This window comes from Rheinheimera sp. (assembly GCF_036568245.1).
Classification (GTDB): Bacteria; Pseudomonadota; Gammaproteobacteria; order Enterobacterales; family Alteromonadaceae; genus Alishewanella.
Genome location: NZ_DATCSY010000013.1, coordinates 1 through 11,270 on the forward strand (window position 1 = coordinate 1; position 11,270 = coordinate 11,270).

15 protein-coding genes are annotated in these 11,270 nt (G+C 50.2%); 5 read left to right on the plus strand and 10 right to left on the minus strand.

From position 1 onward, the window contains the following. On the plus strand, nucleotides 1-1,952 hold a 1,952-nt coding region (locus VIN66_RS00495), incomplete at its 5' end, for a hypothetical protein (protein ID WP_331922164.1). 41 nt (nucleotides 1,953-1,993) lie between these two features. Here the strand turns inward: VIN66_RS00495 and VIN66_RS00500 are convergent. From VIN66_RS00500 to VIN66_RS00515, 4 genes are all read right to left on the minus strand, one after another. Further along, on the minus strand, nucleotides 1,994-2,839 hold the full coding sequence (locus VIN66_RS00500; protein WP_331922165.1) for a DNA ligase: 846 nt from the start codon (nucleotides 2,837-2,839) through the stop codon (nucleotides 1,994-1,996). Nucleotides 2,840-2,931: 92 nt separating this feature from the next. Continuing rightward, nucleotides 2,932-3,621: a monofunctional biosynthetic peptidoglycan transglycosylase gene (gene mtgA / locus VIN66_RS00505; RefSeq protein WP_331922166.1), complete on the minus strand. Its 690-nt coding sequence runs from the start codon at nucleotides 3,619-3,621 to the stop codon at nucleotides 2,932-2,934. 224 nt (nucleotides 3,622-3,845) lie between these two features. After that, nucleotides 3,846-4,223 (minus strand): DUF6265 family protein, encoded by a 378-nt coding sequence (locus VIN66_RS00510; RefSeq protein WP_331922178.1) that lies wholly within the window; start codon nucleotides 4,221-4,223, stop codon nucleotides 3,846-3,848. A gap of 156 nt (nucleotides 4,224-4,379) precedes the next feature. After that, complete coding sequence (locus VIN66_RS00515) at nucleotides 4,380-4,520, minus strand: hypothetical protein (protein WP_331922167.1); 141 nt, start codon at nucleotides 4,518-4,520, stop codon at nucleotides 4,380-4,382. Nucleotides 4,521-4,585: 65 nt separating this feature from the next. Between VIN66_RS00515 and VIN66_RS00520 the strand changes: the two genes are divergently transcribed. Then, a complete protein-coding gene (locus VIN66_RS00520; RefSeq protein WP_331922168.1) occupies nucleotides 4,586-5,503 on the plus strand; it encodes a peptidylprolyl isomerase in 918 nt (305 codons plus the stop codon). Between the two features lie 57 nt (nucleotides 5,504-5,560). Here the strand turns inward: VIN66_RS00520 and VIN66_RS00525 are convergent, their stop codons facing one another. The 3 genes from VIN66_RS00525 to VIN66_RS00535 form a co-directional block, all read right to left on the minus strand. Next, a complete protein-coding gene (locus VIN66_RS00525; protein WP_331922169.1) occupies nucleotides 5,561-5,851 on the minus strand; it encodes a helix-hairpin-helix domain-containing protein in 291 nt (96 codons plus the stop codon). Nucleotides 5,852-6,091: 240 nt separating this feature from the next. Next, a complete protein-coding gene (gene brnA, locus VIN66_RS00530) occupies nucleotides 6,092-6,349 on the minus strand; it encodes a type II toxin-antitoxin system BrnA family antitoxin (protein ID WP_331922170.1) in 258 nt (85 codons plus the stop codon). Beyond that, complete coding sequence (locus tag VIN66_RS00535; protein ID WP_331922171.1) at nucleotides 6,339-6,602, minus strand: BrnT family toxin; 264 nt, start codon at nucleotides 6,600-6,602, stop codon at nucleotides 6,339-6,341. Before VIN66_RS00535 ends, brnA begins: the two co-directional genes overlap by 11 nt. Before the next feature lie 278 nt (nucleotides 6,603-6,880). Here VIN66_RS00535 and VIN66_RS00540 point away from each other — a divergent pair, with 278 nt between their 5' ends. Then, the gene (locus VIN66_RS00540) at nucleotides 6,881-7,162 is read left to right on the plus strand and encodes a hypothetical protein (RefSeq protein WP_331922172.1); all 282 of its coding nucleotides are present in this window, start codon (nucleotides 6,881-6,883) and stop codon (nucleotides 7,160-7,162) included. A gap of 9 nt (nucleotides 7,163-7,171) precedes the next feature. Further along, nucleotides 7,172-7,567: a hypothetical protein gene (locus VIN66_RS00545; RefSeq protein ID WP_331922173.1), complete on the plus strand. Its 396-nt coding sequence runs from the start codon at nucleotides 7,172-7,174 to the stop codon at nucleotides 7,565-7,567. A gap of 5 nt (nucleotides 7,568-7,572) precedes the next feature. Here the strand turns inward: VIN66_RS00545 and VIN66_RS00550 are convergent, their stop codons facing one another. Next, complete coding sequence (locus tag VIN66_RS00550) at nucleotides 7,573-9,792, minus strand: exonuclease domain-containing protein (RefSeq protein ID WP_331922174.1); 2,220 nt, start codon at nucleotides 9,790-9,792, stop codon at nucleotides 7,573-7,575. Between the two features lie 9 nt (nucleotides 9,793-9,801). After that, entirely contained in the window at nucleotides 9,802-10,770 is a 969-nt protein-coding gene (locus VIN66_RS00555; RefSeq protein ID WP_331922175.1) for a calcium/sodium antiporter, read from the minus strand. Between the two features lie 135 nt (nucleotides 10,771-10,905). On the opposite strand from VIN66_RS00555, the gene VIN66_RS00560 reads away from it, so the two are divergent. Next, nucleotides 10,906-11,088 carry a hypothetical protein gene (locus VIN66_RS00560; RefSeq protein ID WP_331922176.1) on the plus strand — a complete coding sequence of 61 codons (183 nt, stop codon included), beginning with the start codon at nucleotides 10,906-10,908 and terminating at the stop codon, nucleotides 11,086-11,088. Here the strand turns inward: VIN66_RS00560 and VIN66_RS00565 are convergent. After that, on the minus strand, nucleotides 11,063-11,270 hold a 208-nt coding region (locus VIN66_RS00565), incomplete at its 5' end, for an efflux RND transporter permease subunit (protein WP_331922177.1). The two genes, VIN66_RS00560 and VIN66_RS00565, sit on opposite strands and share 26 nt — an antisense overlap.

The window sequence follows — 11,270 nt, forward strand, 5'->3', positions numbered from 1 at the left end:
AATTATTCAGCCTGGTGTGGCCAAGGTCCGTTTACAGCCCGGTATCGGTGCGCCGTGCAGTAAACCAGCTACGCACGGTGTTTGCTGATAACAATAAAACCATATTTAAAACCTATCCCAAACGCGGCTACGCCTTACATGCCAGGCTTAGCACTTTAACGACGGGGCATGACTCTGAAACTGCGGGCAATATTCAAACCGTAGAAACCAGCCTTGATAGCAGCCAGCCCGCTTTTTACAGTGAGCATGCTGAGCCTGGCGCTCTGTTGCTCAGGCGGCGCTTTCGCCGCAAGTGTATCGGCTATCTGTTATTACTGGTACTGGCCTTTTGCGTCGTCTGGTTGCGGTTGGTTTCTCCTCCGGCACCGACCTGGCAGGTAACGTCACTGCAACCGCTTACCGCGACAGCCGGGCAAGAAACTTTCAGCCGCTTTACGCCGGACAATAACGCTGTTGTCTACCTGTCTCAGTCCGATAACACAGCTGGCGGCAGTGAATTGTGGCTAACGTCAACCGACCGTCAGCAGCAACGCCTGCTGTATAAAACTGACTATCGGGTAGATTTTTTCAGCTGGCTGCCGTCAGAACAGGCAGATCCCAGACCACGGCTATTGCTGGCAGCGCACACTGACAATAAGGTGCAATTTTTTAGCTTAACCCTGTCAACCGATTACCAATTGCAGGCTTATAAGGACCATCTGGCGGTCTCTGCTAGCAGAATAAACAGCCCGTTTTACACCGATGGCACTTCGGTGTTTTATTTAGCTGCGGAACATAATACGCAAAAGCTTTACCGGGCCAATCTTAGCAGTGGTCAGATAGATCTGCTGTTAACGGCAAGCCAGCAGTTCTCGCCTTATCGTATAGCGCCGTCGCCGGAACAAGCAGCCATTACGCTGCTGGGGTTTGACGCCCGGCAACGCTCTCAGCTAAAACAACTGTCTGTCAGCAGTGGCGAAATCAGCGACATCGCTACGCTGGACGCCAACTGGTACTTTATCGATTACCAGCCGTCATTCGCCGGCTATTTACTCAGTGATGGCAAATCGCTGTTTACCCTTGATGCGCAGCAAAAACTGCAAAAGCTGCCGTTTGAGAACTACGCCTTTTTGCACTACCCCACTTTAGCGCCTGACGGTAAAGCAATCAGTTATACCCATGCCACCGCCAGTGGTAACATCTACCGTCAGCCATTAAATACGCAGTCACCCATCGCACTTACCAGTGGTACAGCACACAGCTGGCTGGGTAGCTTTTCACACGACAACCGGCAACTGGCTTATGTCTCGAACAAGTACGGCCATAGTCAAATCTTTGTGCTCAATATCGCTACCGGTGAAGAGCGGCTGCTGTATGACAATCCACAGCAACATCTGGCGTTGTCACAACCCTTATGGTCAGCAGACAATAGCAAACTTGCCTTTGCCAGAAACCAGCGCCTGGTTATCGTGAGCCTGAGCACCACGCAGACAGAGCATTTTGATCAGATAATCGGCCTGCCCACGCAATGGCTGGATAACAACGATGAGCTGCTAATCAAACAAAGCGCAAAACCCGCTACTCGCTGGTACCGTTTTTCGTTAAGCCGGAACGAGGAGCAAGCAGAAGTGGCCAGTGATCTGGCGCAACTGATACACAACGACAGCCGCTATGAGATACCGGAAAACCAGTTGCAAACGGCCAGCGGCACAGTGTTGTTTAACGCTGCTGACAAGCAGCGAATAGTGCAGCATTTTGCAAAAGCCAATGGCCTGTATCTGCTGTTAGCCTCGTCAGAAACGCCTGAAGTTGAAGTGTGGTTATTTAACTTTGTTACCGGCAATACAGAGAAAATTACCTCTGTGACGTTACCTTCCAGCGAAATATCCGATATCAATCAGCAACAGCTGCTGTACAGCACTTTTGCAACCGATAAAGACATTCATACCTTAACCTTGAAACGGCAGCCGTAAGTGCCGGTTTACCGCCCTTATTGTGCGGCCACGAAGCACTGTTAAAAAGGTTGATGTAGCCGCAGAAAGCGGGCAAAACGTGGTAAACCTGTTTTGGTATAACCGTTATAGCGATAGGTAATAATACTGCCAATTTCTGGCGGGGTTTGGCGCAGTGCATCGGTAAGGCCACTGCCGATGGCAAAGGTTTTACCGTCCGGCATTTTTACCACCAAAGCGCCCACCATACCCTGATATTTACCCTTGCCGGGACGGTAACCAATGACTTCGGCCTCGGTATCCTGATAGGTTTTCAGTTTCAGTAAGGCATTGCTTCTGCCGGTAGTATAAGCGGCGTCCTGATGGTGCAACATTAAGCCCTCAGCACCGCTTTGCTCCAATTCATGCAGTTTTGCCTGCAGCTGTTCCTTACTAGCGAGCCTGAACTGCGGCACCAGCTTTAAATAAGGGCTATTGTGCTGCTGCACCAGCTGCTGCATCAGCGTTATACGCTCGCTAAAATTGCCCGGCGCATCCGGTAGCTCAAAAATGTAATAGCCTAATTGCTGCCATTCGCTATCAACCGGCGTGGCCTTACTGACAACACTTAACGTTTCAGCAAAGGCGTTGCGGCCCAGCCACAGCTCACCGTCTAATTTTTGTGTTGGAAAGTGCGCAACAAACCAGGCCGGTGCGGCGATAAGCTGGCCGCCACGCGAAATAAGCTGTTTGCCATCCCAGAACGCACGTACGCCATCCAGCTTTTCGCTAACCCAGTATTGCTGCACATCAACGCTGTTTTGGTATACCTCTGCCAACAAAAGGTCGGGCTTAGTTGCCGCCGCGTAGCCATGGTAAAAACATAAAGTACAGCCGATAAGCAGAGTGCAAATCAACTTTTTAATCACTATTTAGCATCCTTTTATTTAAATAAAAAGTGTAGTGATTAAGTCTGTTTCAGCAAGCCCGGCAGATTAACGTTGATGTTTTTGGCTATGCGCTATTGCAGAACCGGCGTCAGGTAGCCATTGCCCAGCTGACGCATTTGCTGTTCAACCCAGCTCACGCGTTGTTGCAGGTACGGTGTTAACCGGCGTGGGTCGCGTTTACGCGGGCTGGGTAACAATACCGCCAGCCGCGCAGCTTCATTGCGGCTGAGCTTGCTGGCAGGTTTGCCATAATAGTGCTGGCTGGCCGCTTCGACGCCGTAGATGCCGGCGCCAAATTCGGCGATGTTTAAATACACCTCTAAAATACGCTTTTTACCCCATACAGCTTCAAGCCCCAGCGCCAGGGTGGCTTCCAGCCCCTTGCGTAACATACTGCGGCCGGGCCACAGCAACAGGTTCTTTGCCGTTTGCTGGCTGATAGTACTGGCGCCGCGCAAACCGTCGCCGTCATCAAACTGCTCCAACGCTTTTTTAATTTCTGCCATATCAACGCCAAAATGCTGCGGAAAGCGCTGATCCTCAGAGGCGACCAACGCCAGCGGCACATGCGATGGCAGCGTATTGATATCCACCCAACGCTGACTGACCGGATACGGGCTTTGCAACATAAAGGCGGAAGTTGGCGGCGCAACAAACCGGAGCAACAATAGCAGCAACAAGACAAGCAGCAGTATTGCCAGTGACAGCCGCCACAGCACTGACCAGATCCAGCCGATAAAACCACGCTTACTTTGTGCCATTAGCTCTTACTTTACCCCGTGCTGTTAAGCCAGTTGGCAACCCAACCAAATGTTATCAGCCCATTATCCGCTATCTTACTGAACAAACACTAAATATAGAATGAAATGACTGCACTTTACTCTTTGCACCTCAAATCTTAAGGTACTCAGGCTGGGGCAATTGGAATTTTTTCATCCGTTTAACCGGATAGGATGGTCTGAGTTGGCTCTGGGCTAATGAAGAGTCATAACGTCACCCTGTAGTATTTAAACACCGCTTCTTTTAGCTGCGGTTCACGTTCAAATACGACAAACATATGCATCTCATCAGCAGAGATTTTACGAACGGTAAAGCCGTCAAAATAGGCGGCATCTTCTTCGATTTTTACCAGCGGAAAATCCACGGCTTGGTCTTTCTCTTCCCAGCCTTTTAAGTCGTGGCCAAAGTGCTTTAGCTGCAGCACTAAGCTGTCGTCCACTTCGCGGATAATCTCAATCTCATAAAACTTCACTTTACCATTGCTGCTGAGTTTAAACGTGCCCACCATGCTGCCTGCAGATGGCAGCGCCCAATGCTCTTCAACAGTGCCACCCAGCGCCTCACCACGCCAGTGCCCCGCCAGCCAGCTTAACTACCCAATATTCGCTTTGGGCGATGCCTGCCCGGGCACCAGCGTCAGTGTTTCAGAGGCATAAACATCCGTTAAACACAGCAGTAATAAACAGCAAATTCGCAGCATAGTGTGCATGGTAGTTCTCCCTTTAACCTGAGTGACTCTTTAGCCTGACTGACTATAGATGTCGGGCTTATAAATCTCCATAAAGCTATCGGGCTTGCTTAACGCGGTAAAGCCAAACTTCTGATACAAACCATGTGCATTAGAAGTCGCCAGCGTAGTTATGCGGTGTACTACCACCATACCGCAGTAGCGGCTGCGGAAGTTGTCTGTTAGCTTATTTAAAAAATACTAACAGGAACAAGCCGATGCTGAATAAACAGCCGCTCCTTTCTTTACTGGCCGCCGCTATACTGGCCAGTAGCAGTGCATTCGCCAGCAACACAGCAGCGCCAAAAGTAACGGTATCTGACTGGCTGGCACAAAGCAGCGCCAGCGATTGGCGCAAGCTTGATGCCGAAAACACCTTATATCTGGAGCTGCCTGCGGGCAGGGTGATTATCGAATTGGCCGGCGATTTTGCACCTAAACACATCAGTAATATTAAAGCGCTGGTGCGCGAAGGCTTTTATCAGAACATACCTGTAGTGCGGGTGCAGGATAACTACGTCGTGCAGTGGAATGAACCCGACGGTGCTACACCAAAACCGTTAAAGCAGGCTAAACGCAGTATAGCGGCAGAATTTACCGTTAAGCTGCCAGCTAACTTTGCCTTCACCGCTTTAGCTGACTTTGATGGCTATGCGCCAAAAACCGGCCATGTTAACGGCTTTGCCATGGCAATGGACCCCAGTGACAATAGCGGCTGGTTAACCCACTGCTACGGCGCCGTCGGCATCGGCCGCGACAACGAAGCAGACAGCGGCTCCGGCACTTCTATGTACGTGGTGACAGGCCATGCACCACGCCATCTGGACCGTAATATTACGCTGGTTGGTACTGTGCGCCAGGGCATGGAGTTATTATCAACCCTGCCCAGAGGCCAGGGCGATATGGGATTTTACACCTCCGCCGACCAATACACTTATATTAAAGACATCACCCTCGCTGCAGATCTGCCGCCAGAAAAGCGCACCGCACTGCAAGTACTGCGCACCGACACAGCAACTTTTAAAGGTGCTGTAGAAGCACAGCGCAACCGTGGCGGCGACTGGTACCAACACCCGGCAGGTTATATTGAAGTGTGTAATGTCAGAGTGCCGGTAAGAGAAACGCCGGTAAAATGATTTAATGCCTTAACAGCTATGCAGGGCTAGTAGAAAACTATCCCTGCCTTTTGCTCATCACTGTGCACTTTGCGCACGTTTACGCTGTGCCGTGTAGTGCCACCACGGTTTGGGGTCGTCACCATTGATAAAGCGGGTTATCGAAATAAATACATCGATGACACAAGGGTCATGCCGTTGGCCAGTAATATCGCATAACCGGTAATACATATCGTACGGGTCTTGCCCCAGCAAGTCAGCAGGCTTATCAATACCTAGCAATACCAAATCAGCAGCACTGGCCTTACCAATATTTGGCCGGTCAGTCAGCTTGGTTACCTTCTCGCGTATTACTTTATTTGGATTCAAGATTACCGCCCCCTTGAAAAATTATTAGGATCAGAAAGAAATTAAACCTAATGACTCACCATAATTTAGATCTGACCCAATTTATCGTAGGCCGCTGATTATGCTGATAATTTAAGCGGGTGTCGATTGCGGCTTTTTATCCAACTTGACAGTTTTTAAGCCATCCGTTTCGTACTAATTATCTTTAACAACTCCACCGTGGCTGTGGCGTCCGCTAAAGCATTGCGGTGGTTAACACAATCAGCGATTTGTCCGCTGTAATGCCTTACTAGCCGCAATTTCTTCCAGTCGTTCTGCCAGCCACACTTTGATGATAGATTGGCGGGTAACACCTACCCGGCTTGCTTCTTTATCGAGTGACTCAATCATCCATTCAGGGAAATCGACATTAACGCGGCGTTGGGTTTGATTTGGGCGTTTTATTGTCGACAGGTCAAGATCGTCGATAATATCAACGGCATCATCGTCAAATTTTTTGTCGAACATTTTAGCTTTCATAAATTTCAATCTCCGCTTTACGCGACCGCCTGACTGAGATAATTCTGATAATCTCACTCCGGTAAGTAATAACTGCCGACCAGATTTTACCTTCAATGACACCAATTACTAATGAACGTGGCTCATCTGTCGATCTGGCGTCAATCTCAATTAAGTCAGGATCAGCCCAAAGCTGCTGTGCATCGACAAAGTCGATGCCATGTTTCTCCAGGTTAGCCAGGCTTTTCTTGTCATCAAATTCGAATCGGTACATAGGTATATAAATTATACCTTAATGGCATTATTGGCAAGTTGTGGCGAGCAACGCTTCGCATTAATCATTTTAAGCAACTCCACTGTTGCTGTGGCATCTGTCAGGGCGCGGTGGTGGTTGGTTAGCGGTATCTCAAACTGCTGGCACAGGTTGCCAAGGCTGTATCAACTCATGAGTAATTCGGAAGTCCCAACAATTTAAGCTTGCCATTCCTATTGAGCCAAAAATAAACAAATGATACATTTATTTAACTTTAACAACTCAAGGAATGATAAACCATGTCAAAGTTACTCGAACCCTTCAGTGCAATGTTCGGCATATTTACCGACAAGAGAAAAGCCAATAAAGTTTATACAAACCTAATGCCCTCTCTTGAATTCATCATGACGATTAAAGGCCGTAACTCTGCTGAAGCCAGAGGCTTGCTGGCAATATTGGCTGGTTTACCGGCATCTGGGGCAAAAAGCGTTAATTTTGCTAAGAAATATCTGCATTCTCCAGACGGATGGAAAGATCTACCAGCGAATCCTGACGACATCCCTTTCGGCCACTGGCACTAAGGACAAATCATGACAAACCGCACCGGCTGGAAGCTATTTTTTGTACTTACCGTTATCTACTTGCTGCTTGGTGTGTTCAGCCTGATCCAAGCAACACAACAGCCAGTCGCAATGGACAGCAGTGAGATGGTCGGTTGGCTGTTTATGTTGGCTTTTGCTGTCCTCACTGCAATAGCCAGTTATGGTTACGGATGGCGCAAAATTATTGGCTTTGGCAAATTCTGGTATTTACTACTGGTAACTGCACTTGTAGCGGTAGCTTACGAGGGCGTGAATCTTTACCAGAGTACTAATACTGACAGCAGTGAGAAGCTCTTTGTAGCAATAGTTGGCTTGGTGTATTTCGCTTTTTTCAGTCGGCTAATGCTTAACTACGCAGCTGAGGACAAAGCTGAAAAAGCTTAACCAATTTAGTTACTATCCACCGCACACCGTTTGGCATTAATCATTTTAAGCAACTCCACCGTTGCTGTCGCATCTGCCAGGGCGCGGTGGTGGTTCGTGAGTGGTATCTCAAACTGCTGGCACAGGTTACCCAGGCTGTAGGATTTTAAGCCCGGATAATAGCGGCGCATATTTACTACCGTACATAGTTGCAGCATATCAAACGGCAGTTCGCAGCGGGCGAATTCACTGCGGATAAAGCCGTAATCAAACTTGGCGTTATGCGCGACAAATACCGCGCCTTGTAAAAACTCACTCAGTTTTTCTGCAATTTCAGCAAAGGTTGGCGCATCGGCGACCATGCTATTGCTGATACCGGTTAAGCGGCTGATAAAAGAGGGGATATGCCGCTGCGGATTTATAAGCGTGCTAAAAGTATTGAGCACTTCACCGGCTTGCACTTTTAATGCGCCTATTTCGGTGATGCGATCGGTACCGGCTTTGCCGCCGGTGGTTTCAACGTCCAGCACTACATAAACGCGGTTTGGGTCGACTATCCACTGCAGTTTTTCAATACGGGCGTTGAAACCGGCCTGCTTCAGTGCCTGCAACCGTGCTAACTGATGGCGCTGAATTTTATCGCCCGGCGCTTTGACTTCAATAAATTCAAGCGTTTCATCTTTTATCAGCAGTAAATCCGGGTAACCGCTGCTGTGGCGGGGGAAATCCTGCGCCATGGCGCGCAGTATGGGTGCTAATGCACTTTGGCCATTCGCCACCGACGCATATTGCAATAGCGGCAATAGCTGCTCTGCCAAATCGCTGTGCCAGTAAAACAGGCTGTTGGCCTTGCCATAGTGCGCAGTTAAGGCGCTTAGCAGCGCGGTAGCCGCGCCTGGCTCGGCCAGTTGGCTTAGCTTTTGTTCTATCTCGGTGGCAAACTGCTGATAAAAGCCACCGGCACTGAGGTTACGCGGCCGGCGCTCAAACGGGTTATGCAGGGCGCTGTGTTCATGTTCAAACAATTCATGCCAGAACCACAGGCCAAACAGCGCCAGCCAGAGTTTGTTTTCACCATGAAACACGCTGTAGCCCTTTGCCGCATAATGCGCCATCAGGCCCTGCTCGGCTTTGCCTAAGTAAAGTTCGTCTATGCCAACCTGTGGTGCACTGCGCAAAAGCTCGGTTAGTGCTGAACGGCGCTGGCCGTTTGCAGCAAATTTACGCTGATAAAAGTCATCGGCAAACAGCCATTCTTCATCGCAGCTGGGGTCATCCAGCAATTGCTGTAAATACTGCTGGCACTTGTCCGTTTGCCCGCTACTGAAATACAATCGCACTAAGCGCTCACTGGCCGGAAAGCCATTACTGTGCTGATAAAAGGCGATAGCCAGATCGTCCAGCAGGTATTGCTCGGCCAGTTTACCCAGGCTGTAGCAGCGTTCGCTGCGCTTTAGCGCCAGCGCATTATCATCACTTAGCGGCCATTGCTGCACCTGTTCCAGCCAGGGTTGCAGTAACATGGCGGCATCTTCCGGCTGGTTTTTCAGCTGTTTTGCCAGCTCGGCCAGTTGCTGTTTGGCACAGGCTAACGCATAGGCCAGCCGGGCCTGGGCTAAGCCGGTAAAGCGCGGTTTAAACTGCTGTTTAAACTGGCCACTTTGGCGGATGCCCAAATCGCGCAGCGTAAACAATGATAAATTCGGCTCTATACGGCCAAAATAAAGAAAATACAGGTAGTTAAGTGTGGGCTGGCGTTGTAATGCTACATAACGCTGCGGCAGCTGACTGATAAGCGAAAGCCAGTCTACCTCCAGCTTCAGCGCTACGCGCAGCAGTTGTGGCTTGGCATGGCTTTTTTTCGCACCGCTTGCTGCGCCGGTTTGCGTTTCAGCCAGCTGCAGTAACTGCCATAAGGTGTCTTTGGTTAAGCGTAGCCAGAAGTCGTTAAGGTGCTGTGCTGTCAGCGCACTGATAAAGCCAGCGGCAGTCAGTTCATCCAGCACAGGCCCGGGCGGGCCAATCTCGTTGTAGTTAAGCTCGGTATCGGCAAACACTGTGCCTTTGCGGTTAAGCATACGTACAAACAGCTGCTGTGCCGGCTCGCGCAGCGCGGCAAAATCGTGCAGAAACTGCTGCTCGCCTTTGGTTAAACACTGCACGTAGTGAGTGCCTACAAACTGCAGCAACTCGTTAAAGTGCTGCAGGTAGTAACCGGTGTCGAGGTCCTGGCGCGGCCCGGCCATGGTTGTGGCTTACGCCACAACAGTGCTGATTAAATAGCCGGTATAGCCAATAAACACCGCCAGCAACACTGCTCCTTCCAGCCGGTTAATACGGCCCTGTTTTTTGTAGCCGTAGCCCATAACAAACAGTGCCGCTGTCAATACGGCCATCAGTGTCCAATCGCGCGTTAACACGACGGCATCGACCGCCATAGGTTCTATCGCTGCCGCTATACCCACTACCGCCAACGTATTGAACAGGTTAGAGCCAATCACGTTACCGAGCGCGATATCGTGCTCGCCCTTTTTAATCGCAATCAGTGACGAGGCCAGTTCCGGCAACGAAGTACCGATTGCCACTACCGTTAAACCAATTACCAGATCGCTGACGCCCAGGCTTTGGGCGATAAACACCGCGCCGTATACCAGCATACGCGATGCCACGATCAACAGCACCAGGCCCACCAGCAGCCAGATAATGGCTTGTTTTAAGGTCATGCTGCTTTGCGTCAGCTCTTCATTCATTTCTGTAGCAAGCGCATCCTGCGGGCTTTTCATGCCCTGATACACCGACCAGGCCATCAGTACAAAGAACACGCCCAGTAAACACCAGGCATCCAGGCTGCTAAGCTGATGGTCAAACATCTGCCAGCCGGCAAATACGGTTACCAGCATTAAAATCGGCAGCTCTTTTTTCAGTACCTGTGAATGCACAGCAATAGGGCTTAGCAGTGCCACCAGGCCCAGGATCAGCGCTATATTGGTAATGTTAGAACCATAGGCATTACCCAGCGCCAGTGCCGGGTTACCATCGCTGGCGGCCATGGCTGACACCACCATCTCCGGGGCGGAGGTGCCAAAACCGACGATCAGCATACCAATTAATAACGGTGGCATTCCGGCGTACCGTGCGGTCGCCGCTGCACCATCGACAAAGCGGTCTGCACTCCAGACCAAAAGTGCCAGACCGGCAATTAACGCTACCACCGCCAAAATCATACTGTTGCCCTTTTTGCAGAAAATACTGCGCGCAGCATAGCATGCAGCCACAATACTGCGAAGCTGTGCCCGCGCCATTTTGAAACTAAAGTGAAAACCGTTTAAGCTGCAGCCATAGCCTAAACGGAGTCCATAATGACTACCCTGATTACGATACTGGCGCTGCTGTTTGCCGCGCTGTTTATCGTTGTCACGCTGACCGAAAAATACGGCAGCCGCGACAGCGAACAAACCGCTAAATTAAGCCGCTATATTCTGCCACTGGTGGCCTTGCTGATACTGGCGCAGGTGATTAAGTTTGCTTTTTTCTCTGACTAAGCTTTGCCCTGAGCCCCAGTACACTGACCAGCAGCGCCGGTAAAAAGGTCAGGCTGATCAGGGTAGAAAACAGCAGCCCACACAATACGATAATACCGACACCACGATACAGCTCGGTACCTTCGCCCGGAATAAGCACCAGCGGCGCCAGGCCGAAAATGGTGGTGGCGGTAGACATCAGT

Bases quoted from the DNA above. Each gene is read 5' to 3' on its own strand.
- VIN66_RS00555 (WP_331922175.1), bottom strand. From the start codon at position 10,770: ATGATTTTGGCGGTGGTAGCGTTAATTGCCGGTCTGGCACTTTTGGTC.
- VIN66_RS00520 (WP_331922168.1), top strand. From the start codon at position 4,586: ATGCTGAATAAACAGCCGCTCCTTTCTTTACTGGCCGCCGCTATACTG.
- mtgA (WP_331922166.1), bottom strand. From the start codon at position 3,621: ATGGCACAAAGTAAGCGTGGTTTTATCGGCTGGATCTGGTCAGTGCTG.
- brnA (WP_331922170.1), bottom strand. From the start codon at position 6,349: ATGAAAGCTAAAATGTTCGACAAAAAATTTGACGATGATGCCGTTGAT.
- VIN66_RS00540 (WP_331922172.1), top strand. From the start codon at position 6,881: ATGTCAAAGTTACTCGAACCCTTCAGTGCAATGTTCGGCATATTTACC.
- VIN66_RS00535 (WP_331922171.1), bottom strand. From the start codon at position 6,602: ATGTACCGATTCGAATTTGATGACAAGAAAAGCCTGGCTAACCTGGAG.
- VIN66_RS00545 (WP_331922173.1), top strand. From the start codon at position 7,172: ATGACAAACCGCACCGGCTGGAAGCTATTTTTTGTACTTACCGTTATC.
- VIN66_RS00560 (WP_331922176.1), top strand. From the start codon at position 10,906: ATGACTACCCTGATTACGATACTGGCGCTGCTGTTTGCCGCGCTGTTT.
- VIN66_RS00550 (WP_331922174.1), bottom strand. From the start codon at position 9,792: ATGGCCGGGCCGCGCCAGGACCTCGACACCGGTTACTACCTGCAGCAC.
- VIN66_RS00515 (WP_331922167.1), bottom strand. From the start codon at position 4,520: ATGGTGGTAGTACACCGCATAACTACGCTGGCGACTTCTAATGCACAT.